This window comes from Hymenobacter rubripertinctus (assembly GCF_003583925.1).
Lineage (GTDB): Bacteria > Bacteroidota > Bacteroidia > Cytophagales > Hymenobacteraceae > Hymenobacter > Hymenobacter rubripertinctus.
Genome location: NZ_QYCN01000036.1, coordinates 13,299 through 39,305 on the forward strand (window position 1 = coordinate 13,299; position 26,007 = coordinate 39,305).

Consider the following 26,007-nt stretch of genomic DNA (forward strand, 5'->3'; position numbering starts at 1 on the left):
TTAGCTGTTAGCTGAAAAAACGAAAGCTGTCAGCTAATGGCTTACTCGTTGAAGCTCTTTAGCCGCAGCGAGTTGGTGAGTACCGACACCGAGCTGAGGGCCATGGCGGCGGCGGCCAGCATGGGCGAGAGCAGGATGCCGAAGAACGGATACAGCAGCCCGGCCGCGACGGGGATGCCCAGCGTGTTGTAAATGAAGGCAAAAAACAGGTTTTGCTTGATGGTGCGGATGGTCTGACGGCTTAGCTCAATGGCCGTGACCACGCCGTGCAAATCGGAGCGCATAAGCGTGATGCCGGCCGCTTCCATCGCCACGTCGGTGCCCGAGCCCACGGCCAGGCCAATGTCGGCCTGGGCCAGGGCAGGCGCGTCGTTGATGCCGTCGCCGACCATGGCCACGGTGCGGCCCTCGGCCTGCAGGGCCTTCACTTTGCCGGCTTTGTCTTGGGGCAGCACCTCGGCAAAGTAGCGCGCAATGCCCACCTGTCCGGCTACCTGGGCGGCGGTCTGGGGGTTGTCGCCGGTCATCATCACCACCTCAATGCCCAGGGCCTGGAGCTCCTTGATGGCGGCAGCCGAGGTGTCGCGCACGGTGTCGGCCACGCCCACCAGGCCCACGGCCTGCCCGGCCACGGCCACATATAGCACGGTGCGGGCCTGCCCCAGCAGCTGCTCGGCCTGGGCCGTCAACTCGGCTGAAAGGCTGATATCGGCCTCGGTCAGCAGGCGGTGGTTGCCGATGAGCACGGCCTGGCCCTCGACGGTGGCCGCCGCACCCTTGCCCTCTATGGCCCGGAAGCCGGTGGCGTTCAGGCGAGCTCCGCCCTGGGCATCGGCGTGGCGCACCACGGCCTCGGCCAGCGGGTGCTCGCTCTGCCGCTCCACGGCGGCTACCAGCTGCAGCAGGCGCGCACTGTCCTGGCCGGGGGCCAGGAAGTCGGTTACGGCGGGCTCGCCTTTCGTGATAGTACCGGTTTTGTCGAGCAGCACGGTATCTACTTTGTAGGCTTTTTCCAGGGCTTCGGCGTTACGGATGAGCACGCCGTGCTCGGCCCCCTTGCCGGTGCTCACCATGATGGCCGTGGGCGTGGCCAGGCCCAGCGCGCAGGGGCAGGCAATGATGAGCACGGCCACGAAGTTGACCAGCGCCAGCGGCAGACGCGTTTCGGCCGGGGCCAGATCGAACCAGAGCACAAACGTGAGGATGGCAATAACGACCACCGTGGGCACAAAAATGGCGCTTACCTTATCGGCCAGGCGCTGGATGGGAGCGCGGCTGCCCTGGGCATCTTCCACCAGCTTCACAATCTGCGAGAGCATGGTATCGGCCCCGACTTTGGTAACCTCGAAGCGGAAGGAGCCAGTTTTATTGAGCGTGGCGCCGAACACCGGGTCGCCGGTTTTCTTTTCTACGGGCAGACTTTCGCCGGTGAGCATGGCCTCGTTGAGCGAGGACTGCCCTTCGGTGATGCGGCCATCGGTGGCGACTTTCTCGCCGGGGCGCACCACAATGATGTCGCCAAGCTGCACCTGTTCAATCGGCACATCGACCTGCTGACCGTCGGGACGCACTACGCGGGCAGTTTTGGCTTGCAGGCCCATCAGGCTGCGGATGGCGGCCGAGGTCTGGGTTTTAGCCCTCATTTCCAACACCTTGCCCAGTAGAATCAGGGCAATAATAGTGGCCGTGGTGTCGTAGTACACCTCCGGCATCAGGCCCCGGCTGAGGAAGAAATCGGGCACGACGGTGGCGGCCAGGCTGTACAGAAAGGCCGCGCCGGTGCCCACGGCAATGAGTGTGTCCATGTTGGCGGCCCGGTGCTTGAAGCCGTTCCAGGCCGACACGTAGAACTCGCGGCCGCTGTAGAGCAGCACGGGCAGCGTGAGCAGCAGCAGCGCGTAATTCAGCAGGGGCATGTTTACCCGCGCCATCAGGGCCGGCCAGAGCATGAGCATGCTCAGCGGCATAATGATGACGGCCAGACCCGTGGCCACCCAGAAACGGCGTTTGAGCTTTTGGTAAGCCAGTTCCTTCTGGCGGTCGATTTCGGCGCTGCGCTCGGCCGCGCTGGTATCGGGGGCGCGCTCCAGCACGCCGTAGCCGGCATTCACTACAGCTTCCTTGAGGGTGGCGGGGCTGGCCTGGCCGGGTAGGTAGTGCACGGTGGCCTTCTCGGTGGCGAAATTGACCATGGCGCTCTGTACGCCGGGCGCCCGGCTCAACGACTTTTCGATGGCCGACGCGCAGGAGGCACAGGTCATGCCTTCGATGTCGAGGGTTTCGGTTTTGGTAGTTGGTTCCATAGAAATGCAGATTGGAGGGGGTTGTCAGGCATATCTCGCAGCAGAGAAAGCCGACGACCACTTGTACAAAATAACGGCTTTCCCACAGGGAAGTTGGTACTGAATACCGCCGCAGAATTGCATAATTTGACGAGTTACTGGTTTTTAACTCATCCCTACATCTTACGTGTGCCCGGTGACATGGGTACTACAAGGCTATGCATACAGGTCTGGTTATGCTTACGAAATTGTGCGGATTACTTGCACAATTGTGCTCCGCAGCATAGCTCAACACTCACAAGTTCCTACGCAAAAGTCGGTTTAACGCTCACCCGCCCAATATTGTCTGTTATTGGGTTCATCCAGCAACCGGGGCCGGAACCCTTTTGTGCTTCTGGGGGTAAAAGAGCACCTGAACGCATTCAGCCAAATAAGCCTATTTTTGTAGTTGCTTATTGCCCGTTATGTTCCGCAACCTGTTCCCCTTCCGCCGTTTACTGGCGACGAGCTTCCTGCTCGTCTTCGTCAACGTGTTCGTGGGGCAGTGCCTGTGCGCCGTACTAAACCCGGTGCCCGCCACCAGCCTGGCCGTGGTTGAGCTGCCCGTCGCGGCCCAGCCGTCGCACCCGGGCTGCGCGGGCCACGGGGCCGTAGCCGAACACCCCACCAAGCCCGACCAGCACCCTGTTAAGTCGGCCGGCAGCCAGGACGACTGCTGCAAAGACAACTCGGCGGCCCTGCTTTCGGCCCTGACCACGCCGGTTCAAAAGAACCTGCTCATTCCAGCCCCGGCCGTGCTGCCGATGGCAGTGGAATTCCATTTCCGGCCCCTGGCGGGCAAGTGGGACCAGACGGCCGCTGTTGCCCTGGTTCCGCCGCGGCATCTGAAGCCCAAAATTCCGGACATCCGCATCTACATTCAGTCGCTGACTGTCTGATTATTCCGACGCGCTGAGGCTCGCGCCGGCATAGCTACGCTATGTCCGGGGCGGGCCTTTTCGTTTGCTCGTCCGCGCCGCTTAGCCGCGCCCCCCCTGTTTCCTGGTTTTACCGCCCCCGCCATGAAGCGTTGTTGTGAGGCGGCCAGTGGCTCGGCCCCGTCGGGGTCAGGTCGCCGCTGGCCCTCCTACTTGGTCTACGCCGTAGTGGCTGCTGCCCTGGGCTTCGTGCTCTGGCAGCAGTGGTTGGCGTAGCCTTCCGGGCCCTGACCGGGGCCAATTTTCCACCTTTCCCACTCATTACCTGTTTTTATATGAAGCGCATTTTCATTCCGCTGCTGGCCGCTGCCAGCCTGTTCACTGTTGCCAGCTGCTCGTCGGATGCCGGCAGCAGCAGTGCTACCGACACCGTTACCACGCCCACCGGAGGCCCCGCGGCAGGAACCGACGAGCACGCCGGCGGCCACATCTATTCCTGCCCCATGCACCCCGAGGTAACCAGCACCAAGGCAGGCGACACATGCCCGAAGTGCGGCATGAACCTGGAGCACACCGACCTGCCCGCCAGCAATGGCAAGGCCTACCAGATGAAGTTTACCCCTATCCCCATGCAGCTGGTGGCCGGGCAGCCCGCCAAGCTGTCTTTCACGCCCCAGGAAACCGGCAACGAGGCCGCGCCCGTGCCGCTGGCCGTGGTGCACGAGAAGAAGATTCACCTGATTATCGTCAGCAAAGACCTGGGCCAGTTTTACCACGAGCATCCCGAGTACACCGCCGAGGGCGACTATAAAGTGGATTACACCTTCCCTAAGGGCGGCGAGTTCGTGCTGTTTCAGGACTACTCGCCTACCGGGAGCAGCCACCAGCTGGGCCGCCAGCCCGTTACGGTGCAGGGTCCGAAATACGCGCCCGTCAAGTTCAAGAACGATGATATGAGCTGGGAAAAGGATGGCTACTCGGCCACCCTGGCCTTTGACAAGCCCCTGAATACCGGCCAGCTGCTGGGCATGAAAATCGTCATCAGCAAAAACGGCCAGCCCGTAACCGACCTCGACAACTACCTGGGCGCGCTGGGCCACGTGGTGGTTATCAGCGAAGACACCGAGCGCTACCTGCACGTGCACCCCAACGACCAGGCCGACAAGGGCCCCGCCATTGGCTTCAACACCAACTTCGAGGCGCCCGGCCTGTACCGCGTGTTCCTGCAGTTCAACCACGCCGGCAAAATTCACACCGGCGACTTCACCATTAATGTGAAAGGCGCGGCTGCCAGCCAGGCAGCCCTTTAACTGTGCTTTCACTGCTTTTCTCACAACCCGCTTTCCCCATTCTCATGAAATTCTCCCAAATCCTCCTCGCCGCCGCGCTCGTGGCTACCGCTTCTTTCTCGGCCCAGGCCCAGCACAGCCACAAGCCCGGCGCCGCCGCCCACGGCCATAAAGCCGCCGGCGAAACCCACGCCCACCAGTCGCCCCACGGGGGCGTAGTCCGGACGGCCGGCGCCTACCACCTGGAGCTGGTGCAGCAGGCCGGCGAAGTACACGTGTACCTGCTCGATGGCAAAGAAGCCACCATGGCGACTACGGGCACCACCGGCTCGGTGATGCTGCTGACCACGGCCGGCAAAACCAGCACCGCCACCCTCACGGCCAGCGGCGACCATCTGGTGGCGCAGGTTCCGGCCGGCGTTATCGTGCGCACGGCCATCGTCAGCCTCAAAGCCAAGGGCAAGTCGCTGTCGGCCCGGTTCGAAAAGCTCGACGCGGCGGCTAAAACCGGCAAAGCCGTGGGGGCCGCCTACCAGTGCCCCATGCAGTGCGAAGGCAGCGCCAGCGACAAGCCCGGCGCGTGCCCGAAATGCGGCATGGCCCTCGTGAAAAAGTAGCAGGCCGCGCTGGTTTTCGGACGCCCGGCGTCCGGACTTTCTCCGCCTCGGGCCGTCGGCTGCTGCAACAGCGGGCGGCCCCCTGGCGGGCCCTAACCTGATTTTATGACGTATTTTGAATTGAAACGCGGGCCTCGTTGGCTGCTGGTACTGCTGGTCCTGCTGCTGGGGCCGGGGCGCGAGGCGGCGCAGGCCCAAACCGTTATCGGCCTCGACAGCGCCGAAGCCCGGAGCCTGCGCCGCCACCCGCGCTTGCGGCAGTCGGACCGCGAGATTGAGGAGCAGCGGGCCCTGAAGCGGGGCTCGTTTTCGCCGGCCAACCCGGACCTGCTGTTCTCGGCCCCCACGGGTGAGCGGTGGGCACCGGGCGTGGTGCAGACCATTGATTTCCCGAACGTGTACCGGCGCCAGCGCCAGGTAGCGGAGGCGGGCATCGGCCTGGCCGAGCGCAACCGCGAGGTGAGCCGGGCCACGGTGCTGCGCGACACCCGGCTGGCTTACCTGAGCCTGCAGTTTGCCGAGGCCCAGGTCCGGCAGCTCACCTACCAGGACAGCCTGTATCAGGCGCTGCGGGTGGCCACCGAGCGGCTGTTCGCGGCCGGCGAAATCACCTCGCTGCAGCGCATCAGCACCGAAGCCGAGGCCCGGCAGGTGGCCGTGCAGCTGCTGCAGGCCACCGCCGATTTGCGCGCTGCCCAGCGCCGCCTGGGCCTGCTGCTGGGCCAGCCCACGGCCGCCCTCGTCACCAGCACCGACCTGCGCCGCAGCGGCCCCGAACTGGTGCAAACCGGCGGGGCGCTGCTCAGCGGTCTGCCCCTCGAAGACAGCACGGCCCTGTTGCGCAGCCCCACGCTGGCGGCCGCCACCCAGAACGTGGCCCTGAGCCAGTCGGGCATCAGCCTGGTGCGGGCGCGGCGCACGCCGGCCCTCACGGTGGGCTACCAGAACCAGGCCTTTGAGAACTCGGCGCTCCGGTACCGCTTTCAGTTTGGCGTGTCGGTGCCGATTTGGTTCTGGACTTACCGCTCGCAGCTACAGGCCGCCACGGCCCGCGGCGAGGCGGCCGGCTACCAGCTGCAGGCCCAGCGTCTGGAGCTGAGCAGCCTCTACGAGCAGGCGCTGGCCGACACGCGCAAGTTTTCGGCTTCGCTGGGCTACTACGAACAGACCGGCGTGCCACAGTCGGGGGCCATCATCAGCCAGTCGCAACGCCTGTTTCGGGCCGGCGAAATCAGCTACCTGGTCCTGATTCAGAGCCTGAACCAGGCTTTCACCATTCAAAATACCTACCTGACCACCATCCGCGACTACCGTCAGGCCCTCATCGAACTTAACTACCTGCGGGGTGAATAACATGAAACAACTCCTGATTTTGCTGCTGGGCCTGCTACTGTTAAGCAGCACGGCCCAGGCCCACGGGGGCGAAGACCACGGCGACGGCCCCAAGGCCGGCACTCCGGCCGGGGCCACGTCGTTTTCAGTGGCGGCGCTCTCGGAGCAGTTCGAGGTGCTGCTGCGCTACGAGCCGCTGGAAGGCGGCCAGCCCGCCGACCTGCGGTTGTTCCTCTCCGACTACGCCACCAACGTGCCCATCAAGGGGGCCAAGCTCACGCTCACCAATCCGGAGGATGCCAGCCTGAAGTGGACGGTGACGGAGCAGGAGCCGGGTATTTACCTGGTCGAAGGCCAGTTTCCGGCCAACAAGGCCTACAGCTTCGCCGCGAATATTGTGGCGGGCGACAAGGCCGATTTGCTGCTGCTAGAAGGCATTAACGTGGGCGAGAAGCTGCCCGTGGCCGCAGCGGCTCCGGTGGCTGGCACTTCGCTTTTTTCCTCCTGGAAAACCATTCTGGCCCTGGTCGGCGCTTTCGTGCTCGGCATCGGGCTCACGGTGCTGCTGCTGCGCCGCCGGCGTCCTGCCGCGCCTGTATCCACCCCTAATTCAGCCGTGTATGAAAACCAAGCATAAATTTCTGGCCGTTACGGCGGCCACCGGCCTGGTGCTGACTGTGCTGCTGCCGCCTCCGGGCCTGGTGCAGGCCCACGGCGGCGAAGACCACGGCGGCGAGGCCAAGGCCAGCACCGGCGTGGCCCTGACCGACGAGGTGCTGCTGCCCAAGGAAAGCCAGTTCCTGTTTCAGGTGCAAACCAACCTGGCCGCCTACTCCACCACCTACAGCCGGGCCACGCTCTACGGTACGGTATCGGCGGCGGCGGGCGGCGAGGGCCGCGTGGTGGTGCCCCAAACCGGGCGCATCGTGAGCCTCGCCGCGCAGGTGGGTAAGAAGGTGCGCGCCGGCCAGGTGCTGGCCGTCATCGAGCAGACCCTGGACGCCACCCAGCAAATTGGGCTCAGTACCGAGCGGGCCAACGCCCAGGCCGAGCTGCGCGCCGCCCAGCAGGACTACAACCGCCTGAAAACCATTGCCGACATTGCCGCTCGCAAAGACGTGGTGGCCGCCGAGCTGCGCCTGCGTCAGGCCCGCCAGAACGCCGGTATTCAGAACAGCCAGGCGGGGCAGCGCCGCGTCAGCATCACGGCGCCGGTAAGCGGCACCGTGGACGTATTTAATCTGGCCGTGGGCCAGCAGGTCAACCAGGGCGACGAGCTGTTCCGGGTCATTAACCCCGGCAAGCTGCGCGTGGAGGCCCAGGTGTTTGCCCAGGATTTGGCCAAGGTGACGCCCGGGGCCGCGTTCCGGGTCGAGGGCCTGCAGGGCCAGGCGGGCGTGCCGGCCCAGCTGGTGGTATTCAGCAACGTGGTGAACCCCGTGAACCAGGCCCGGCAGCTGGTGCTGGAGCTGGAGGCCACCGAAGGCAGCGCTTACCGCGCCGGCCAGGCCGTGAACGTGCAGGTGGTGGGCCAGACCGGCGGCGGCAAACCGCAACTGGTGGTGCCCACCTCGGCCATCACCGACCTCAACGGCAAGCCGGTGGTGTTTGTGCACACCGAGCCCGAGCGGTTCAAAATCCGCTACGTGCAGCCGGGAGCCGTGAACGGCCAGCAAACCGTGCTGGTGCAGGGCCAGGTAAACGAAAACGACCGGGTGGTAACGACCGGCACCTACCAGCTCAAATCCATCTACCTCAACCAGTAGATTTTGAGCTATTAGCTGATAGCTGTTAGCTGTCAGCTTTTCCCAATGCCTCCGAAAAAAAGCTAATAGCTATCAGCTATTAGCTAACAGCTCAAAAAAGATGCTTGACAAGATAATCCGCTTTGCCCTGCAGAACCGCCTGCTGATGCTGGCCTTTGCCCTGGGCCTCATCATTGCCGGTACCTACACGGCCAACCAACTGCCGGTGGACGTGCTGCCCGACCTGGACCGCCCCCGCGTAACGGTGTTTCTGGAAGCGCCCGGCATGGCCCCCGAGGAAGTGGAGGCCCTGGTGACGCTGCCCGTGGAAACGGCCCTGAACGGGGCCACCGGCGTGTCGGCGGTGCGCTCTAATTCGGCCATCGGCCTGGGCATGGTGTTCGTGGAGTTCGATTATGGCACCGACATTTTCACGGCCCGCCAGATTGTGAGCGAGAAGCTGCAGACCACCGGCGAGCAGCTGCCGCAGGGCATCACGCCCGTACTGGGGCCTATTTCGTCGGTTATGGGCCAGATTATGCTCGTGGGCCTGTCGGGCGGCAAGGAAACCAACGCCGCCGACCTGCGCACGCTGGCCAACTACACCGTGCGCCAGCGCCTGCTCAGCATTCCCGGCATTGCCCAGGTTATCCCCATCGGCGGCGACAACCTGCAGTACCAGGTGCTGCTGGATATGCCCCGCCTGAACGCTACCGGCCTGACGGCCAACCAGGTAGAAGAGGCCCTGCGCCAGTCGAACCTGAACACCACCGGCAACTTCTTCGACCGCAACGGTTCGGAGGTGCTCATCCGCAACCTGGGCCGCCTGCGCTCGGTGGCGGATATCGAGAACATCGTGGTGGGCTACCGCGCGCAGTCGCCCATCCGGGTGGCCGACGTGGCCAACGTGAAGTTCGGGGCCCGCTTCAAGCGCGGCGACGGCAGCGTAAACGGCCAGCCCGCCGTGATTCTGAGTATCGAGAAGCAGCCGGGCGCGGCCACCGTGGGCCTGACCGAAGCCGTGGAAAAAGCCCTGGTGGAGCTGCAGCCCTCGCTGCCCAAGGACGTGAAAGTGAACACGCGCCTGTTCAAGCAGTCGGAGTTCATCGAGTCGTCGATTTCCAACGTGGAGGAAGCCCTGCGCGACGGAGCCATTCTGGTGGTTATCGTGCTGTTTGCCTTCCTGCTGAACGTACGTACCACGTTTATTTCGCTGGTCGCTATTCCGCTTTCGCTGCTGGTTACGGCGCTGGTGTTCAAGGTGGCGGGCATCAGCATTAATACCATGACGCTGGGCGGACTGGCCATTGCCATTGGCGAGCTGGTGGACGACGCCATTGTGGACGTGGAAAACGTGTACCGACGGCTGCGCGAAAACAAGCAGCGGCCCGACCCGCAACCGGTGCTGCGCGTCGTGTACTCGGCCTCGTCGGAGGTGCGCAACTCCATCGTGTACGCCACCATAATCGTGGTGCTGGTGTTTCTGCCGCTGTTCGCGCTGGAAGGCATGGAGGGCCGCATTTTTGCGCCGCTGGGCATTGCCTACATCACCAGCATCGTGGCCTCGCTGTTCGTTTCGCTGACGGTAACGCCGGTGCTCTGCTACTACCTGCTGCCGAAGATGAAGCAGATGGACCATCCCGAAACCGACGGAGGGCTGGTGCGCTGGCTCAAGAAAAAGGATACCCGGCTGCTGGGCTGGGGCCTGCGGCACCCGCGGCTTGTGCTCACGTCCACGGCTCTGCTCTTTGCGATGGCCGTGGCCATGGTGCCCTTCTTCGGCACCGAGTTTCTGCCGCCCTTCAACGAAGGCTCGCTCACAGTCAACTTCTCGGCTCCGGCCGGCACCTCGCTCATCGAAAGCAACCGCCTGGGTACGCTGGGCGAGCAGCAGATGCTCAAGATTCCGGAAGTGGCCTATACCGCCCGCCGCACCGGCCGCGCCGAGCTGGACGAGCACGCCGAATCGGTGAACAACTCGGAAATCGAGGTGGCCTTCAAGACCGAAGCCGAGCTGGAGAAGGAAGGCAAAACCATGCGCAGCCGCGACGAGATTCTGGCCGACATGCGCGACAAGCTCAGCCTGATAACCGGCGTGAACGTGAACATCGGCCAGCCCATTTCCCACCGCCTCGACCACCTGCTGAGCGGGGTGCGGGCCCAGGTGGCCATCAAGGTGTTCGGCAACGATTTGCTGGAGCTGCGCCGCTACGCCAACGAGGTGCGCGACGCCGCCAGCACCGTGCCCGGCGTGGTGGATTTGCAGGTAGAAAAGCAGGTGCAGATTCCGCAGCTGCTGATTCGGCCCAAAGACGACGCCCTGCGCGCCTACGGCATGGGCCGCGGCGAGCTGGTGCGCGACCTGGAAACGCTGTTTCAGGGAACCGTGGTCTCGCAGATGGTCGACGGCCAGAAGCGCTTCGACCTGGTGGTGAAGCTGCCCGAGGAGCAGCGCAACGACATGGCCGCCATCAGCCAGACCCGCATTGAAACCCCCAGCGGCGCGCTGATACCCGTGAGCCAGGTAGCGGAAATAACTTACGAGCCGGGGCCCAACACCATCAACCACGAAACCACCCAGCGCCGCATCACCATTTCGCTCAACGTGGCCGAGCGCGACCTGGGCTCCACGGTGCAGGAAATTCAGGCCAAAATAAGCCAGCAGGTGAAGCTGCCGCCGGGCTACTACCTCACCTACGGCGGGCAGTTCGAGAGCCAGCAGTCGGCCTCGCAGAAGATACTGTGGCTGAGCTTGTTTTCGTTGGCCGGCATCTTCCTGGTGCTGTTCTCGCACTTCAAATCCTCGCTGATGGTGGGGCAGATTATGCTCAACATTCCGCTGGCCCTCATCGGCTCGGTGGTGGCCGTGCTGCTCACGGGCGGCACGTTTAGTATTGCCTCGCTGGTGGGCTTTATCACGCTCACCGGCATTGCCTCGCGCAACGGCATCATGATGATTTCGCACTACATCCACCTCGTGGAGCACGAGGGCGAGAAGTTCGGCATGCCCATGATTATTCGCGGCTCGCTGGAACGCCTCGTGCCGGTGCTGATGACGGCCCTGGTGGCGGCGCTGGCCCTGGTGCCGCTCACGCTGGCCAAGGACGCGCCGGGCAAGGAAATCCTGTATCCGGTAGCCACCGTGATTCTGGGCGGCCTGCTGTCCTCCACCTTCCTCGACATCATCGTGACGCCGGTGGTGTTTTGGCTGGTGGGCGAAAAAGCGCTGGCCCAGTACTTCGCCGCCCACCAGGAGGTGGGCCTCGACGCGCACCCGCAGGAGCTGGACGCGCCGCCCTTCACGCCCCCAGCCGACCAGCATCCGGTGAAGCCCGCCGTTTAACTCTTTGCTCATGTCATCCGACCATTCGTTCCCGCCCGCCATTGTTCGCACCGTGCTCTACATCAAGCACGTGGTATGCCCGCGCGGCATTCGGGTAGTACGGCACGAGCTGGAAAGCCTGGGCCTGCGGGTACTGCACGTGCGCCTGGGGGCGGCCACCGTGGCCGGCCCGGTGCAGGCGCAGGACTGGCCCCGCATCCGGCAAGCGCTGGCAGCGGCCGGGTTTGCGCTGCTCGAAAACCCGCAGCAGGTGCTGGTCACCCAGGTACGGCAGCTGGTGCCCGAGCTGCTGCGCCGCCGCCCGGCACTCCGCCACCGCGACTTCGTTGCCGTGCTGGCCCAGCAGGTGGGCGTGAGCGTGCGCCGGTTGCATAGCCTGTTTGCCCGCCTGCCCGGCTCCGGGAGTCTGCTCAGCTACGTCAAGCATCAGCGGCTGACTTACGCCCAGGAGCTGCTGGGAGCCTCCTCGGTGGGCATCGGCCACATTGCCCGGCAACTGGGGTTTAGCAGTCTGGCACATTTTTCCGGGCAGTTCCGGCAGTTCGCGCGCTGCGCCCCATCGGCCTACCGCCAGCAGGTGCGTACCGCCGCCGCAACGGCCAACCCGCCTGCGGAGCCACCCAAAAGCACCGCCTGACGGACGGGCACCTAACGCCGGGTAGCCGTTTAGTACGGCCAGCCCCGGCTGGATTGCCCGGGTCGGTTCCAGCCAGTGGCCGGCCCCGGCAGCGCGTGGCGGGTGCCGGGTTGCGGCGGCCCGGCACCCGAAATTATGCCAAAGACCATGAAACGGAAACAAATCCACCTCGCTTACCTGCCGTAAACAAGTAGTGGCGGCCATGTACGTGGCACCCGGGGCCTATGCCTCGGCCCCTCCCCTGGGCAGCAAGGGCAAAGCCCCCCTTCGCTAAGGCGTTTCGCTTTGCCGTCATTAGCAGAACCAGCACCTGCCGGGACCCTGATTCAAGGGAGGCCAGGTTGCTGAGCGGGCCGCCGCAACGGCAAGGGCCGCCGAAGAACCGCAACCTACTGACCAGCAAGTAACTGTTTTTCCTTTTTTTCTTCTCCCCAACCCACTCCCCTCTATGGAACACCAAAGCCCTTACTCCCGCTTCTTTCTGATGATGGCCGTTTCGCTGGTCGCCATGTACGTGGTCATGTACCTGAACGTCTACGAGTGGGACCACGTGTATTTCAGCATGACCCGCCTGTATATGGCCCTGCTGATGCTGGTGCCGATGACGCTGATTATGATGGGCTTCATGTGGAAAATGTATCCCAACAAACAACTTAACGCCCTGATTATGGGCAGCAGTCTGGTGCTGTTTGTGGTAGCCACCACCATGGTGCGCTCCCAGACCTTTATTGGCGATACGCTCTGGATGAAAGCCATGATTCCGCACCACTCCATCGCCATTATGGTCAGCAAGCGGGCCGACATCAAGGACCCCGAAGTGCGCAAGCTGGCCGATGCTATCATTGAGGCCCAGGAGCGCGAAATCAAGCAGATGCAGCAGATGCTGGCCCGGCTGAAACGGGAGCGGGCGGCCCGGTAATCCACACTTGCCCTATCATGGCCCGCGCCGCTGCTCAGGTGCGTATGGCCCGCAGGCTGCCGGCCCGGTGACTTGCAGCCTTTTTGCTTCATCAGACCATTTTCATGAGGACTTCAATTTTCAGCAAACTCCTGGCGGTACTCGGCATCTGGCTTCTGACGGGCCTGCCCGCCCGCGCCCAGACGGATACGACCGTGTACACCCTGACGCTGCGGCAGCAAACCGTGACCAAGGCCGGCAAGACAGTGATGGGCATGACCGTGAACGGCGGCATTCCCGGCCCCACCATCCGCTTCAAGGAAGGCGGCTACGCCGTGATTTACGTGAAGAATGAGATGGATGTGGAAACGTCGGTACACTGGCACGGACTGCTGGTGCCCAACTTCTACGACGGCGTACCCTACCTCAACACGCCGCCCATCGAGCCGGGCCAGACCCAGAAATATGAATTTCCGATTCGGCAGGCCGGCACCTACTGGTACCACTCGCACACCATGCTCCAGGAGCAGAGCGGCGTGTACGGCTCCATCGTCATCGAGCCGAAGCAGGAGCGCCTGACCTACGACAAGGACCTGGTACTGGTGCTTTCGGACTGGACCAATCAGAAGCCCAAAAACGTGCTGCGCTTCCTCAAGCGGGGCACCGAGTGGTATAATATCCGCAAGGGCACGGCCACGCCGCTCAACCGGGTGGTGGCCCGTGGGGCCTTTGGAGCCCAGCTCAACTTCTGGAAGCAGCGCATGGAAGGCTTCGACATTGCCGACATCTACTACGATGCCTTTCTGGTGAACGGCCAGCCGGTGCAGCAATACCCCGAGTTCCGGCCCGGCGAGCGGGTGCGCCTGCGCATCATCAACGGCTCGGCCTCCACCCAGTTCTGGATGACGTTTGGGGGCGAGGCCCCGCTGCTGGTAGCGGCCGACGGCCAGGACGTGGTGCCGGTAGCACACAACAAAACCTTTATTGCCGTAGCCGAAACCTACGATTTCCTGGTGACCGTGCCCGCCAACGGCCAGCTGGAGCTGCGGGCCATGGCCCAGGACGGTTCCGGCACCACCTCGGCTTACCTGGGCAACGGCCCGGTGCTGGCGGCCGCCGTACTGCCCCGGCCCGACAAAATCGGCCTCATGCAGCAAATGGCCCAGATGAAGATGCGCATGGGCGCGCCGGCCCTCAAGTTCCGCCCCAACCACGTGGATGCCCAGCAGATGAAGGAGAACTGGGGCATGAAGATGGACATGCAGGGCAAGGAAGGCAAGATGGACGGCATGAAGATGGGCGGCCACAAAATGGGGGCCGACAAGCCAATGGCTGACATGGATAAAAGTGGCGGCAGCAAGATGGCGGGCATGCCGATGAACGACCAGCCCGCACCGCCCAAGCCCAAGCACGACATGGCGGGCATGCACATGAAGGGGAAGAAAAAAGAGCAGATGGCCGGCATGAATATGCCCGCCGACACGGCTCACGCCGGGCACGACATGCCGATGGGCGGTATGAAAACGGGCGCCGACAAGCCGATGGCCGGTATGGACATGGGCAGTGACAAGAAAGCAGGGATGGGCGGCATGGACATGTTTGCCGAGTACAACTACGACTACCTGCGCGCCCCCCAGAAAACGGCCTATGCCACCACGGCGCCCGTGCGCGAAATCCTGCTCAACCTCACCGGCAACATGCAACGCTACATCTGGAGCATGAACGGGGTGCCGCTGTCGTCGGCCGATAAAATCCCGATTCGCAGCAACCAGATTACCCGCATCACCTACAACAACCTGACGATGATGCACCACCCCATGCACCTGCACGGGCACTTTTTCCGCGTCGTCAACGAAAACGGGGAGTACTCGCCCCTCAAGCACACCGTGAACGTGCCGCCCATGCAGCAGGTCACGATTGAGGTGCTGGGCACCGAGCCGGGCGACTGGTTTCTGCACTGCCACATTCTCTACCACATGATGGGCGGCATGGCCCGCATCGCGAGCTACGACACGCCCCGCGACCCGCGCCTGAAGGGCTCGCCGTTGGGCAACCTGCTCCACGAAACCAACCAGTATTATACCTGGGGCCGCCTCGACGTGGCCTCGCACCAGAGCAGCCTCAACCTGACCTCATCCAACCTGCGCAACCAGTTCAACCTGAGCGTGGAATACGGCTGGAACCGCAACCTGGAAACCGAGGCCACCTACGAGCGCTACCTCTACGACTACCTGCGCGTGTTTGGGGGCGTGAACGTGGAAAGCACCCGCCGCCGGGCCGCGCCGGCTCCTAATGAGTCGGGTCCGGGCAAAATGATGACCGAAAGCTCCGCCACGGCCGTAGCGGGCCTGCGTTTCCTCTCACCCTACCTGTTCAACATAGACGCCCGCCTCGATAACAAGCTGCGCCCTCGCCTGAGCCTGGGCCGTGAAATCATGATTTTTCCGCGCCTGGCGGCGTTCGGCTACTACGAGTTTCAGGCCGATTTCGGCTGGGTGAACAAGCTGGAGAACAACCGCAGTTTCACTAAGGAAGTCGTCTGGAGTACCGGGCTGGACTATATGCTCTCGCGTAACCTCTCGCTCATGGGCAGCTACGACAACCGCTTCGGCGGCGGCGGCGGCCTGAGCGTGCGGTTCTAGCGGCCGGCCAGGCGGCCTTGTCGGCTGTCCGCGCTGTTTGCTGCTTCAAAAACTACCCTTGCCCGCCAGTCAACAGCAGGCGGGCGTAAGCCCAGGGCATACCACCATCCACCGTACCCAACACGAAAAGCGCCGCCGCAGATTCTGCGGCGGCGCTTTTCGTGCTCCGGCAAGCCAGTCGACTTACCGCCTGATGTTCCGCAGTAGCCGTTGAAGCATTCGTTTTTCGGTGCTTGTTGCTCGTTTTTCGGGGCTGCTTCACTTTCATTAATCAATCAGCCCCGAAAAACGAAAAACGAGCAACGAAAAACGACCTGCCACCGCAGATACCGGAAGCGACCTGCGTAACAGCAGTTACAGCTTAGCCAGTACGGCTTTGATGAGGGCCGTGAGACGGGGTTCGGCCACGGCGGCAGTGCGCAGAATGTCGGCGATATTCACCTTTTTGAGCTTGCCGGGCGCGCACAGGTCCGTGATGACGGATACGGCCAGCACCGGCAGGCCCATGTGCACGGCGGCAATTACCTCGGGCACCGTGCTCATGCCCACCGCATCGGCCCCGATGGTGCGCAGGTAGCGGTACTCGGCCGGCGTTTCGAGCATGGGGCCGGGCAGCGAGGCGTACACGCCCCGGCGCAGGTACTGGTCCAGGTTCAGGTCGCGGGCAGCTTCTTCGGCCAGGCTGAGCAGGCGCAGGTCGTAGGGCTCCAGCATGTCGGGGAAGCGCAGACCCAGCTCGTCGAGGTTCGGGCCGATGAGCGGGTTGGTGGGCTGGAGGTTGATGTGGTCTTCGAGCAGCATCAGGTCCGAGTACTCGTACTCGGGGTTGAGGCCGCCGCTGGCGTTGCTCACAAACAGGTTCTGGATGCCCAGCAGCCGCATCACCCGCACCGGAAACACCACCTGCTCCATCGAGTAGCCCTCGTAGAAGTGGAAGCGGCCGTGCATCACGAGCACCTTTTTGCCGGCCAGCGTGCCAGCCAGCAGCTCGCCGGCGTGGCTTTCCACCGTGGATACCGGGAAGTGCGGAATATCGGCGTAGCTGAAGCGGTGCGCCACTTCCACGTCGTGCACCAGCGCCCCCAGCCCGGTACCGAGGATGATGCCCGCTTCAGGCTTGAAATCGTGGAGGTGTTTTTTTAAGTAGGCAGTGGCTTCGTGGAATTGTTGCATGGTTCGTTTTTGGTCGGTGGTTTTTGGTTTTTGGCTGACGTTTCAGGGGCGCAAGGTCTGAAAAAGAACGGTCATCCTGAGCGGAGCGAAGGATCCTATCAGGCGAGAACGAATCGTTGTTACGGATTCTGTTCAGCTATGATAAGATCCTTCGCTCCGCTCAGGATGACCGTTCTTTTGACTCCAAATCCCTTACTGCACGTTCAGTTCGAACGGCAACCGGGCCTGGGCACCGCGCATTTCCGCGAGCTTCTTGTACTGCTCGAACATGGGGTAGAGTGGTCCCATTTCCGCTTTCACGGCCCGCAACCGGGCTTCTTCATTAAAGGAGCTGAACAGGTTTTCGGCAAACGACTTCTGGTAGGGCAGCTTCTGAATCCGGTAATCACCTTCTTTTAGCTTGGCGCGGCGGGCGGCAATGCGCAGCGCGTCGTCGAACGAGCCGAGCACATCCACGAGGCCGCGCTCCTTGGCTTCGGTGCCCGACCACACCCGGCCCGAGGCGAACCGGCGCAACCGCTCGACGGGCATGTTGCGGCCGGCAGCGGCCTTGGTGGTGAAGTCGGCGTAGATGCGGTTGATTTCCTGCTGGAACTGCTGCTGCTCGAAGGGTGTGAGCGCGCGCGTGATGGTGGGGAAGTCGGAGAACTTGCCGGTCGTCACGCGGTCGGTCGTGATACCGATTTTATCGCTCAGGAAGGGGCCGATGTTGGGCAGCACCCCGAACACGCCGATGCTGCCCGTAATAGTGGTGGGGTGGGCCACAATCGTGTCGCAGCCCATGGCGATGAAGTAGCCGCCCGAAGCCGCCACGTCCGACATGCTGGCGATGATGGGCTTCACTTTCTTAGTCAGCATCACCTCGCGGTAAATGATGTCGGAGGCCAGCGAGGAGCCGCCGGGCGAGTTCACACGCAGCACCACGGCCTTTACCTTGTCGTCGAGGCGGGCCTTGCGAATGGCTTCGGCGAAGCGGGTACTTCCGATGCTTTCGTTGCCGCCCTTACCCGTCACAATGTCGCCGTCGGCGTAGATGACGGCAATTTTGTTGCTGCTCGAATTGCTGTCCTCCTCGTTGCCCTTGGCGTAGGCCGAAAGGTCGACCAGGCTTAGCTTGGCATCCCTTTCCAGGCCCAGCTTGCCCTTCATGTAGTCGGTGGCTTGGTCGTAGTAGCCCAGGTCGGTCACCAGCTGCAGGCGCTTGGCATCGGCGGCGTTGTGCACCAGCATCGAGTCGCTGATGACTTTGAGGCGGGCGGGCGCGATGTTGCGCGAGGCGGCCACGTCGGCCAGCATGGCGTTGTTGAGCGAGTTGAGGAACGAGGACGTCTGCAACCGGGCCGAGTCGGACATGCTGGTGCGGAAGTAGGGCTCGACGGCGCTCTTGAACGAGCCGACCCGGAAAATCTGCACTTGCACGCCCAGCTTGTCGAACAGCCCTTTGTAGTAGGTGGGCTCCGAGCTCAGGCCGTTGAATTCGAGCGTGCCCTGGGGGTTGAGGTAGAGCTTATCGGCCACCGAGGCCAGGTAGTAGCTCTTCTCCGACTGCGCATCAGCGTAGCTGACCACGAACTTGCCGCCTTTCTTGAATTCCACCAGCTCGTGGCGCACTTCCTCCAGCGAGGCCATGCCGCCCTGCACCAACTCCAGGTTCAGGAAAATGCCCTTGATGTCGCCGTCGGTTTTGGCCCGGCGGATGGCGGCCTTCAGCTCATCGAGCCCGATGCTGCTGGCCTGCCCGCCCACGAAGCCCGGCAGCGGGTTGTTGAAGGCCCGCTCGCCGATGGGCTTGTCGAGCTTGAGTTCCAGCACCGAGTTCTTGGCCACGGTAATGGTTTTGTCGGACGAGGCCAGCCCGACAATCAGCCCGATGACCAGCACGGCCGCCATCAGGCCCAGAATCAGCACACCGGTGATGGTGGCCAGCACGTATTTAAAGAACTGTTTCATGCAGAAAGTCAACTAACAGGTTAGGTCCTGTAACAAATGTAACGTCTTTCGATAGCCGCCGCCGGGTATTCAACCAACGCCCCGCTTTCGGGCCGCAACGGCGTAGGAGCGCGGCCTCGAAGCATCAACCACCCCCAACCCCTCCTCATCTGAGGAGGGGAGCTACGTTCTGGTTCTGCCCCTACATTCCGTACTTCTTTCCCCACAGCTCCCGCAGCCGTTCGCGGGCTTTGGCTTCGGCGGGGTTGTCGGCGGGCTGGTAGAAGGTGGTGCCGCTCAGGGTTTCGGGCATAAACTCCTGGTAGGCGAAGTGGCCGGGGTAGTCGTGCGAGTATTGGTACTGGCTGCCGTAGCCCAGCTCCTTCATGAGCTGGGTGGGGGCGTTGCGCAGCGGAATGGGCACCGGCTGCACGCCCTGCTGGCGCACCAGCGCCCGCGCCGCCCGAATGGCCTTGTAGCTGGCGTTGCTCTTGGGCGAGGTGGCCAGGTACACCACCGTCTGCCCCAAGATGATATCCGACTCGGGCATGCCAATCACCGTGACGGCCTGAAAGCAGCTCTGGGCCAGAATCAGGGCGTTGGGGTTGGCCAGGCCCACGTCTTCGGAGGCCAGAATGAGCAGGCGGCGGGCAATGAACTTGGCGTCTTCGCCGCCCTCCAGCATCACGGCCAGGTAGTAGAGCGCCGCGTTGGGGTCGGAGCCCCGGATGCTCTTGATAAAGGCCGAAATAACGTCGTAGTGCATTTCGCCGCCTTTGTCGTAGCGGGCCAGGTGCTGCTGGGCGAGCTGCTGCACGCCTTCGTCGGTGATGATGATTTCGCCGGTTTTCGGGTCGGGCCGGCTGGCTTCCACCACAATATCGAGCAGGTTGAGCAGCTTGCGCGCGTCGCCGCCCGAAATGGTGAGCAACGCGCCGTAGTCCTGCATGCGCACCTTTTTGGTCTTCAGCACCTCGTCCTCGGCCAGGGCTTTGTCTACGAGGCTGGTAAGCACGTCTTTGCCCAGGGGTTCCAGCACGTACACCTGGGCCCGGCTCAGCACGGCCGGGATTACCTCGAACGATGGGTTTTCGGTGGTGGCCCCAATCAGCGTAACCACGCCCTGCTCCACCGCGCCCAGCAGCGCATCCTGCTGGCTTTTGCTGAAGCGGTGGATTTCATCAATAAAGAGCACCGTGCCGCGCTGCTTGCGGGCCCGCTCGATTACCTCACGCACGTCTTTCACGCCCGCGTTCACGGCGCTCAGCGAGGCGAAGGGCTTGCCCAGCTCCTGGGCCAGCAAATTGGCCAGGGTGGTTTTTCCCACGCCCGGCGGCCCCCACAGAATCAGGGAGGGCAGCCGGCCGGCGCTCAGGTAGCGGCGCAACACGCCCTCGGGGCCGACGAGGTGCTTCTGGCCGGCGTATTCGTCGAGGGTACGGGGGCGCAGGCGCTCGGCCAGCGGGGCGTGGGCACCCGGCCGGGCCGGTGGGCCGGGGTTAGGAACGGGGTCGGAATCGAAGAGGGAACCGGTCATTTTTGAGCTGCAAGCTTTAGGCTGCAAGCTACAAGCTTCGGCTGGGAGAGTCTTTTTTTTAGCGGCAAACCGCGAGCTGCAAGCTGTTCCCGAAGGCCGGGGGGAGCAGTGGCGACCACCAGTTCCTGGGGCTCTGAGGGTAATAGGCTGGTTAGAATAGTCGGCAGTGAGCCCGCAGCTTGTAGCTTGCGGCCTGAAGCTCAAAAAGAAATGAAGAATTCCGTTAAGGTCCACGCGGCCCTGTTTGTGGTGGCCCTGATTTACGCGGCCAACTACAGCATTTCCAAGGACGTGATGCCGCGCTACATGGGGCCGTTTGGGCTGGTGCTGCTGCGCATTGTGGGGGCCACGCTGTTTTTCGGGGTGATGAGCCGGCTGGTAGCACCCCAGGATCGGATTACGGGCCGCGCCGACAACCTGCGGGCCGTAGCCTGCGGCGTGCTCGGCATCGGCCTGAACCAGCTGCTGTTCTTTTCGGGCCTCAACCTGACCTCGCCCATCAACGCCTCCCTCATCCAGACCATCGCCCCAGTGGTTACGGTGCTGGCCTCGGCGGGGCTGCTGGGCGAAAAGCTGACGTTGCGCCGGGTGCTGGGCGTGGGCGTGGCCGGCCTGGGGGCGGCCAGCATCATCCTGAGCAAGGGCCCCGTGGCGGCCGGCGGCCAGGACGGGCTGCTGGGCAACGTGTTCATCCTGCTCAATGCCACCGCTTTCGGCGTTTACCTGGTGCTCGTGATGCCGCTCATGCGCAAGTACCACCCCTTCACGGTGCTGGCCCGCATTTTTCTGGTGGGCGCGTTTCTGGCGGTGCCCGCCGGCTGGCAGCAGGTGCAGGCCCCCGACTACGCCAGCTTCCCGCCCGGCATCTGGGCGGCCATTGCCTACATGGTTGTCTGCCTGACCATTCTGGCCTACCTGCTCAACAACTGGGCCCTCAAGTATGCCTCCCCGGCCCTGCTGGGCGCTTACATCTACCTCCAGCCGGCACTGGCCGTGCTCATTGCCGTGAGCCTGGGCAAGGACCACCTCACCTGGGACCGGGCCTGGCAGGGCTTATTGATTTTTATCGGCGTGTTCCTGGTCAGCCGCAAGCCCCGCCCCAGCCAGCTGGCCGCCGTCCCCCCGCTCGAACCAATCCAGGATTAGCTTCAAGCGTATGGCTTCAAGCCACAAGCCGCAAGCGCAGTTCTGATGGCTTGCGGCTTGCGGCTTCAAACTCACCTGTCTCGCTTCTTATCGGCGGCCTCCTGGCGGCGGGCGTCGCGGACGCCGAGGGCAATGGCCACGAACGTAGACAGCAGCGGCACGAAGAACCCGAACAGCAGCCAGGGCCAGAACCGCCGCCCGTACATGTGGGCAATGTACACGGTCATCACCGCCGACAGCAGGCAGACGGGCAGGGCAAAAAACAGAGTATCAAAGACCAGCATCCGGCAAAAGTACGCCGCCTACTGATAAGCGGCCGGAATCTGGGCCAGCTGGGGCGGCAGCAGCCAGCCAGCGGGCCGCACGTTGGGATAAAACCACTCGGCCCCGCTTTCCAGCCACCGCGCCCGAAACGGCCGGGCGGCCTCCGGGGTGGCGTCGTGGTAGCCGAATTCGGCCCCGCAGCAGGCGCACAGCGTGTGGTCGGGCGTGCGCCCATCCGCACCCCACGGCGACTCATCGTAATCCAGGCCGCACACGCGGCAAAACCAAAGGGCCATAGGTGGTGGGAAGTTTAGATTTTGCCCGTCATCCGGAGCAGAGCGAAGGATTTTATCACGTCAGAACCTTCGCAAAAGGACCTTTAAAACCGCTAATGTAAGGTTCCCGCAGAGGTGCGCAGAGGAAAACGCAGCGGTGCGCCGTGTTCTGACAGCCCGGGGCGGAGGCTTTCTACGCTTGAATGCCGGTAGCAATATCCGGTGCAAACCGGATAAGATCCTTCGCTCTGCTCAGGATGACAGATGGTTACCCCCGCGCCTTGCCGCGCTTCACCAGGTAGGCGTAGAGCACTTTGTTGAACGGCTCCCGGATGTCAACCGGCACGAAGTCGATTTTATACTGGCCGCAGCGCAGGGCCAAATCGTGCTCGTAGCGGCGCATGGCGGCCTGGTACTGCTCGCGCACCTGGCTGGGCTGGAGCTTGAGGGTATGGCCGGTTTCGAGGTCCTCGAACAGGTAGGGCCGGTCCTGGAAGTTGAAATCGGCCTCGGTGGCGCGGTCCATCACGTGAAACAGCAGCACCTCGTGGTGCTGATGACGCAGGTGCTGGAGGGCGGCCAGCATGTCGTCCTGCTCCTCGGGGGCGCGGCCCAGCATGTCGGAAAACAGGATAACCAACGAGCGTTTCGGAATCTGCTGGGCGATGGTGTGGATGACACCCGCCACGTTGGTACCGGCACGGCCGGGCGCGGCGGGCCGTTCCAGCAGCTGTTGCAGCGTGAGCAGCAGCGTGTGGCGGTGGGTGCTGGTGGAGCGCACCGGCGTTTGCAGCTCCACCGTATCGGCAAACGTAACGAGGCCCACCGCGTCGCGCTGCCGTTGCAGGAGCGTGGTGAGGGCCGCCGCGCAGAGCACCGAAAACCGCAGCTTGTCGTGGGTTGGGGCAGGGTAGTACATGCTCGGACTCACGTCGAGCAGCAGGTGGCAGCGCAGGTTGGTTTCCTCCTCGTAGCGCTTTACAAACAGCTTATCGGTGCGGGCAAACACCTTCCAGTCGAGGTGGCGGGTGCTTTCGCCGGGGTTGTAGAGGCGGTGCTCCGAGAACTCGACCGAGAAGCCGTGGTAGGGCGACTGGTGCAGGCCGGTAATGAAGCCCTCCACCAGCTGGCGGGCCAGAAACTCCAGGTTTCCGAAAGAACTGACGGCGGCAAGGTCGAGCGGTTGGGCCATGAAGCAGAGCGAAAAAAGACGGACAGGCAAGGTACGATGGAATCGGCCCGCACCATGAGCATGGCCCGCTACCGGCGCATAAATCCGACCCATTGACATGCGTCGGCTGAAATATATAATCTTGATTTTATACCATGTTTTTTTTTACGCTGCTCATCCCCGTCAGAGCGACTTTTTGCCTTATTTGCCCCGTTCTTCTGAATATTTCTCCCGGAATAGGAAAATTCAGGACTTAAAATTTTACTATCTGCCTGCAACTCCGTATTTTGCGCTGAACTTCAATCATCTTGGAATAACAAAATTTTACCAGAAAGGACTGTGGAAGACCGTCACGACCAGGAAGAGATTTACTCCCAGCGCATTAAAGCGGGGAAGCGCACGTACTTTTTTGACGTGAAAGCCACGCGCGGGCAGGACTATTATCTGACCATTACGGAGAGCAAACGCCGCCTGCGCGACGATGATACGTTCTCCTACGAGAAACATAAAATCTTCCTCTACAAGGAGGATTTCCTCAAGTTTGTGGATGCCCTGCAAGATGCCGTGGACTACGTGCGCGACGAGCTGCTGACGCCCGAGGAAGTGGCCGAGCTCGACCGCCCCCGCCCCGCCTACGACAGCGAAAACCGCGACGGCAACTACAACCGCGCCGAGAACGGTACCAGCAACGGCAACAGCACTTACTAACCCTTTAGCTTCTTCGGCCTAGCGAAACAACCCTACTCTCTTTAGTGCCCCACGGCGCGCCCGGCTTCGGCCCCGGCGCGCCGTGTTGCGTTCGGCCCGCCAGCGCCGGCCGGCGGGCACCGTGCTTTCCCCGAAAAAGCCCCGTACCTTCGCCCCTTGAATTGGGCCGTTAGTCCGGCTCACTATTTCCCCAACTCACCATCTCACCTTATGGGTCTCCGCTGCGGTATCGTCGGCCTGCCGAACGTCGGCAAATCCACGCTTTTCAACGCCCTTTCCAACGCCAAAGCCGAATCGGCCAACTACCCGTTCTGCACCATCGAGCCCAACGTGGGCGTGATTACGGTGCCCGACGAGCGGCTCCAGATTCTGGAAGAGCTCGTGAACCCCAAGCGCGTGCTGCCCACCATCATCGAGTTCGTGGACATTGCCGGCCTCGTGAAGGGCGCCAGCAAGGGCGAAGGACTGGGCAATAAATTCCTGGCCAACATCCGCGAGGTCGATGCCATCATCCACGTGGTGCGCTGCTTCGACGACGAGAACATCGTGCACGTGGCCGGCGGCGTCGATCCGGTGTTCGACAAGGACGTGATTGATACCGAGCTCCAGATCAAGGACCTGGAGAGCATCGATAAGAAGCTGGCTAAGTCGGAGCGCTCGGCCAAGAGCGGCGACGCGGCGGCCAAGAAGGAAGTAGTGGTGCTCCAGCGCTTCAAGGACGCCCTCGAAGCCGGCCAGAACGCCCGCGCCCTGGACGTAACGCCCGAGGAGTTGGAAGCAGTGGCCGATTTGCAACTGCTTACCATCAAGCCCGTGATTTACGTGGCCAACGTCGACGAAGGCAGCATCCAGAACGGCAACGCCCACGTGGCCGCCCTGCAGGCCCACGTGGCCCAGGAAGGCGCCGAAGTGGTACTCGTGTCGGCCGCCATCGAGTCGCAGATTGCCGAGATGGAGGACCCCGAGGAAAAAGAGATGTTCCTGGGCGAATACGGCCTCACCGAGTCGGGCCTCAACCGCCTGATTCGCGCTTCCTACTCCCTGCTCAACCTGATTACCTACTTCACGGCCGGGGTGCAGGAAGTACGTGCCTGGACGGTGCACCGGGGCGATAAAGCCCCCGCCGCCGCCGGCGTCATCCACTCCGATTTCGAGAAGGGTTTCATCCGCGCCGAAGTCATTAAGCTGCCCGACTACCAGCAGTATAAAACCGAAGCCAAAATCAAGGAAGCCGGCAAAATGGCCGTCGAAGGCAAGGAATACGTGGTGCAGGACGGCGACATCATGCACTTCCGCTTCAACGTCTGATCACGGACTGGAGCGAAACAGAACGTCATGCTGAGCGAAGCGGAGCGGAGTCGAAGCATCTCTACTGCAATGGTAATCATGACTACTGCAACGAAGCGGTAGAGATGCTTCGACTACGGCTGCGCCTTCGCTCAGCATGACACGTTCTTTCTACCGCTTGCCTCCCCAACCTCATGGACGTAAAAGACAGCAACGGCACCCTGCTCGCGGAAGGCGACTCGGTGACGCTCATCAAGGACCTAAAAGTGAAGGGCTCCTCGCTCACGCTCAAGCGCGGCACAGTGGTCAAGAACATCCGCCTCACCAACAGCCCCGCCGAAATCGAAGGCCGGGCCGGCGGCAGCACGATGGTGCTCAAAACCGAGTTCCTGAAGAAAGCTTGACGCCGCGGTTTCTGCCGCCCCCGCCGTACCTTAAACGCCCCGCCCGAACGATTCGGGCGGGGCGCTTTTTATTTATTGCCAGCTCTCATGCCTCATCACCTTCTAGAAAAGCATATTACATCCGTGCTCGATAAATTGGTAGGGCGTCAATTATCTGCCTATTTCTTTTATGAGTCTGAACCAGACTATTTATCGACTAATCCTGGTAAAATAGACATTATAGGATTTCAGATTGAGTTAGTTTTTGATACCGTTGAATCTATTTTTGGCGGTGGTATAATGCGAGGTGATTCAGGTTGGCGTTAACCGACGGTTGTGCTCGTCGATGACGAGTTGGATGCGCGTATGGTGCATTTTCTCGCACCGGCTAAACGAGCAGGACTTGCGCACCAACACGCCGCACTTTTGGCG

23 protein-coding genes are annotated in these 26,007 nt (G+C 62.6%); 16 read left to right on the top strand and 7 right to left on the bottom strand.

What is annotated here, in order from left to right; genetic code table 11:
- Nucleotides 1-41 precede the first annotated feature (41 nt).
- Complete coding sequence (locus D0T11_RS18025) at nucleotides 42-2,303, bottom strand: heavy metal translocating P-type ATPase (RefSeq protein WP_119657200.1); 2,262 nt, start codon at nucleotides 2,301-2,303, stop codon at nucleotides 42-44.
- A gap of 443 nt (nucleotides 2,304-2,746) precedes the next feature.
- On the opposite strand from D0T11_RS18025, the gene D0T11_RS18030 reads away from it, so the two are divergent.
- The 11 genes from D0T11_RS18030 (at nucleotide 2,747) to D0T11_RS18075 (ending at nucleotide 15,702) form a co-directional block, all read left to right on the top strand.
- Nucleotides 2,747-3,220: a hypothetical protein gene (locus tag D0T11_RS18030; RefSeq protein WP_119657201.1), complete on the top strand. Its 474-nt coding sequence runs from the start codon at nucleotides 2,747-2,749 to the stop codon at nucleotides 3,218-3,220.
- Between the two features lie 123 nt (nucleotides 3,221-3,343).
- A complete protein-coding gene (locus D0T11_RS23395) occupies nucleotides 3,344-3,475 on the top strand; it encodes a hypothetical protein (protein WP_262682137.1) in 132 nt (43 codons plus the stop codon).
- Nucleotides 3,476-3,534: 59 nt separating this feature from the next.
- Nucleotides 3,535-4,509 carry a heavy metal-binding domain-containing protein gene (locus tag D0T11_RS23215; RefSeq protein WP_119657202.1) on the top strand — a complete coding sequence of 325 codons (975 nt, stop codon included), beginning with the start codon at nucleotides 3,535-3,537 and terminating at the stop codon, nucleotides 4,507-4,509.
- 44 nt (nucleotides 4,510-4,553) lie between these two features.
- The gene (locus D0T11_RS23220) at nucleotides 4,554-5,105 is read left to right on the top strand and encodes a heavy metal-binding domain-containing protein (RefSeq protein ID WP_119657203.1); all 552 of its coding nucleotides are present in this window, start codon (nucleotides 4,554-4,556) and stop codon (nucleotides 5,103-5,105) included.
- Nucleotides 5,106-5,210: 105 nt separating this feature from the next.
- On the top strand, nucleotides 5,211-6,458 hold the full coding sequence (locus D0T11_RS18045; protein WP_119657204.1) for a TolC family protein: 1,248 nt from the start codon (nucleotides 5,211-5,213) through the stop codon (nucleotides 6,456-6,458).
- Nucleotide 6,459: 1 nt separating this feature from the next.
- Nucleotides 6,460-7,074, top strand: a complete 615-nt coding sequence (locus D0T11_RS18050; protein ID WP_119657205.1) for a hypothetical protein — start codon at nucleotides 6,460-6,462, stop codon at nucleotides 7,072-7,074.
- Complete coding sequence (locus D0T11_RS18055; RefSeq protein WP_119657206.1) at nucleotides 7,058-8,203, top strand: efflux RND transporter periplasmic adaptor subunit; 1,146 nt, start codon at nucleotides 7,058-7,060, stop codon at nucleotides 8,201-8,203. The genes D0T11_RS18050 and D0T11_RS18055 overlap by 17 nt, the downstream gene beginning before the upstream one ends.
- Nucleotides 8,204-8,303: 100 nt before the next feature.
- Nucleotides 8,304-11,525 (top strand): efflux RND transporter permease subunit, encoded by a 3,222-nt coding sequence (locus tag D0T11_RS18060; RefSeq protein WP_119657207.1) that lies wholly within the window; start codon nucleotides 8,304-8,306, stop codon nucleotides 11,523-11,525.
- Nucleotides 11,526-11,535: 10 nt separating this feature from the next.
- Nucleotides 11,536-12,162: a helix-turn-helix transcriptional regulator gene (locus D0T11_RS18065; RefSeq protein ID WP_119657208.1), complete on the top strand. Its 627-nt coding sequence runs from the start codon at nucleotides 11,536-11,538 to the stop codon at nucleotides 12,160-12,162.
- Between the two features lie 448 nt (nucleotides 12,163-12,610).
- Nucleotides 12,611-13,081 carry a DUF305 domain-containing protein gene (locus D0T11_RS18070; protein ID WP_119657209.1) on the top strand — a complete coding sequence of 157 codons (471 nt, stop codon included), beginning with the start codon at nucleotides 12,611-12,613 and terminating at the stop codon, nucleotides 13,079-13,081.
- Between the two features lie 104 nt (nucleotides 13,082-13,185).
- A complete protein-coding gene (locus D0T11_RS18075) occupies nucleotides 13,186-15,702 on the top strand; it encodes a multicopper oxidase domain-containing protein (RefSeq protein ID WP_119657210.1) in 2,517 nt (838 codons plus the stop codon).
- 354 nt (nucleotides 15,703-16,056) lie between these two features.
- Here D0T11_RS18075 and D0T11_RS18080 read toward each other — a convergent pair whose 3' ends face one another.
- From D0T11_RS18080 to D0T11_RS18090, 3 genes are all read right to left on the bottom strand, one after another.
- On the bottom strand, nucleotides 16,057-16,875 hold the full coding sequence (locus tag D0T11_RS18080) for a purine-nucleoside phosphorylase (protein WP_119657211.1): 819 nt from the start codon (nucleotides 16,873-16,875) through the stop codon (nucleotides 16,057-16,059).
- 192 nt (nucleotides 16,876-17,067) lie between these two features.
- Nucleotides 17,068-18,825, bottom strand: a complete 1,758-nt coding sequence (gene sppA, locus D0T11_RS18085; RefSeq protein WP_119657212.1) for a signal peptide peptidase SppA — start codon at nucleotides 18,823-18,825, stop codon at nucleotides 17,068-17,070.
- A 181-nt stretch (nucleotides 18,826-19,006) separates the two neighbouring features.
- Nucleotides 19,007-20,341, bottom strand: coding sequence for a replication-associated recombination protein A (locus tag D0T11_RS18090; RefSeq protein ID WP_245991004.1), 1,335 nt, complete (start codon nucleotides 20,339-20,341; stop codon nucleotides 19,007-19,009).
- Between the two features lie 210 nt (nucleotides 20,342-20,551).
- Here D0T11_RS18090 and D0T11_RS18095 point away from each other — a divergent pair, with 210 nt between their 5' ends.
- The gene (locus D0T11_RS18095) at nucleotides 20,552-21,487 is read left to right on the top strand and encodes a DMT family transporter (protein WP_119657213.1); all 936 of its coding nucleotides are present in this window, start codon (nucleotides 20,552-20,554) and stop codon (nucleotides 21,485-21,487) included.
- 71 nt (nucleotides 21,488-21,558) lie between these two features.
- Here the strand turns inward: D0T11_RS18095 and D0T11_RS18100 are convergent, their stop codons facing one another.
- The 3 genes from D0T11_RS18100 to D0T11_RS18110 form a co-directional block, all read right to left on the bottom strand.
- Nucleotides 21,559-21,771, bottom strand: a complete 213-nt coding sequence (locus D0T11_RS18100; RefSeq protein WP_119657214.1) for a hypothetical protein — start codon at nucleotides 21,769-21,771, stop codon at nucleotides 21,559-21,561.
- Nucleotides 21,772-21,789: 18 nt separating this feature from the next.
- Nucleotides 21,790-22,047, bottom strand: coding sequence for a hypothetical protein (locus D0T11_RS18105; protein WP_119657215.1), 258 nt, complete (start codon nucleotides 22,045-22,047; stop codon nucleotides 21,790-21,792).
- A gap of 247 nt (nucleotides 22,048-22,294) precedes the next feature.
- Nucleotides 22,295-23,218, bottom strand: a complete 924-nt coding sequence (locus tag D0T11_RS18110; protein ID WP_119657216.1) for a DUF58 domain-containing protein — start codon at nucleotides 23,216-23,218, stop codon at nucleotides 22,295-22,297.
- A 318-nt stretch (nucleotides 23,219-23,536) separates the two neighbouring features.
- Between D0T11_RS18110 and D0T11_RS18115 the strand changes: the two genes are divergently transcribed.
- The 4 genes from D0T11_RS18115 to D0T11_RS22205 all read left to right on the top strand — a co-directional run bounded on the left by D0T11_RS18115 (nucleotide 23,537) and on the right by D0T11_RS22205 (nucleotide 25,902).
- Nucleotides 23,537-23,905, top strand: coding sequence for a DUF3276 family protein (locus D0T11_RS18115; RefSeq protein WP_119657217.1), 369 nt, complete (start codon nucleotides 23,537-23,539; stop codon nucleotides 23,903-23,905).
- 210 nt (nucleotides 23,906-24,115) lie between these two features.
- Complete coding sequence (gene ychF / locus D0T11_RS18120) at nucleotides 24,116-25,213, top strand: redox-regulated ATPase YchF (protein WP_119657218.1); 1,098 nt, start codon at nucleotides 24,116-24,118, stop codon at nucleotides 25,211-25,213.
- Nucleotides 25,214-25,386: 173 nt separating this feature from the next.
- Complete coding sequence (locus tag D0T11_RS18125) at nucleotides 25,387-25,596, top strand: zinc ribbon domain-containing protein YjdM (RefSeq protein ID WP_119657219.1); 210 nt, start codon at nucleotides 25,387-25,389, stop codon at nucleotides 25,594-25,596.
- An 87-nt stretch (nucleotides 25,597-25,683) separates the two neighbouring features.
- Nucleotides 25,684-25,902, top strand: a complete 219-nt coding sequence (locus D0T11_RS22205) for a hypothetical protein (RefSeq protein ID WP_147374716.1) — start codon at nucleotides 25,684-25,686, stop codon at nucleotides 25,900-25,902.
- Nucleotides 25,903-26,007: the final 105 nt, after the last annotated feature.

Bases quoted from the DNA above. Each gene is read 5' to 3' on its own strand.
- D0T11_RS18025 (WP_119657200.1), bottom strand. From the start codon at position 2,303: ATGGAACCAACTACCAAAACCGAAACCCTCGACATCGAAGGCATGACC.
- D0T11_RS18030 (WP_119657201.1), top strand. From the start codon at position 2,747: ATGTTCCGCAACCTGTTCCCCTTCCGCCGTTTACTGGCGACGAGCTTC.
- D0T11_RS23395 (WP_262682137.1), top strand. From the start codon at position 3,344: ATGAAGCGTTGTTGTGAGGCGGCCAGTGGCTCGGCCCCGTCGGGGTCA.
- D0T11_RS23215 (WP_119657202.1), top strand. From the start codon at position 3,535: ATGAAGCGCATTTTCATTCCGCTGCTGGCCGCTGCCAGCCTGTTCACT.
- D0T11_RS23220 (WP_119657203.1), top strand. From the start codon at position 4,554: ATGAAATTCTCCCAAATCCTCCTCGCCGCCGCGCTCGTGGCTACCGCT.
- D0T11_RS18045 (WP_119657204.1), top strand. From the start codon at position 5,211: ATGACGTATTTTGAATTGAAACGCGGGCCTCGTTGGCTGCTGGTACTG.
- D0T11_RS18050 (WP_119657205.1), top strand. From the start codon at position 6,460: ATGAAACAACTCCTGATTTTGCTGCTGGGCCTGCTACTGTTAAGCAGC.
- D0T11_RS18055 (WP_119657206.1), top strand. From the start codon at position 7,058: ATGAAAACCAAGCATAAATTTCTGGCCGTTACGGCGGCCACCGGCCTG.
- D0T11_RS18060 (WP_119657207.1), top strand. From the start codon at position 8,304: ATGCTTGACAAGATAATCCGCTTTGCCCTGCAGAACCGCCTGCTGATG.
- D0T11_RS18065 (WP_119657208.1), top strand. From the start codon at position 11,536: ATGTCATCCGACCATTCGTTCCCGCCCGCCATTGTTCGCACCGTGCTC.
- D0T11_RS18070 (WP_119657209.1), top strand. From the start codon at position 12,611: ATGGAACACCAAAGCCCTTACTCCCGCTTCTTTCTGATGATGGCCGTT.
- D0T11_RS18075 (WP_119657210.1), top strand. From the start codon at position 13,186: ATGAGGACTTCAATTTTCAGCAAACTCCTGGCGGTACTCGGCATCTGG.
- D0T11_RS18080 (WP_119657211.1), bottom strand. From the start codon at position 16,875: ATGCAACAATTCCACGAAGCCACTGCCTACTTAAAAAAACACCTCCAC.
- sppA (WP_119657212.1), bottom strand. From the start codon at position 18,825: ATGAAACAGTTCTTTAAATACGTGCTGGCCACCATCACCGGTGTGCTG.
- D0T11_RS18090 (WP_245991004.1), bottom strand. From the start codon at position 20,341: ATGACCGGTTCCCTCTTCGATTCCGACCCCGTTCCTAACCCCGGCCCA.
- D0T11_RS18095 (WP_119657213.1), top strand. From the start codon at position 20,552: ATGAAGAATTCCGTTAAGGTCCACGCGGCCCTGTTTGTGGTGGCCCTG.
- D0T11_RS18100 (WP_119657214.1), bottom strand. From the start codon at position 21,771: ATGCTGGTCTTTGATACTCTGTTTTTTGCCCTGCCCGTCTGCCTGCTG.
- D0T11_RS18105 (WP_119657215.1), bottom strand. From the start codon at position 22,047: ATGGCCCTTTGGTTTTGCCGCGTGTGCGGCCTGGATTACGATGAGTCG.
- D0T11_RS18110 (WP_119657216.1), bottom strand. From the start codon at position 23,218: ATGGCCCAACCGCTCGACCTTGCCGCCGTCAGTTCTTTCGGAAACCTG.
- ychF (WP_119657218.1), top strand. From the start codon at position 24,116: ATGGGTCTCCGCTGCGGTATCGTCGGCCTGCCGAACGTCGGCAAATCC.
- D0T11_RS18125 (WP_119657219.1), top strand. From the start codon at position 25,387: ATGGACGTAAAAGACAGCAACGGCACCCTGCTCGCGGAAGGCGACTCG.
- D0T11_RS22205 (WP_147374716.1), top strand. From the start codon at position 25,684: ATGCCTCATCACCTTCTAGAAAAGCATATTACATCCGTGCTCGATAAA.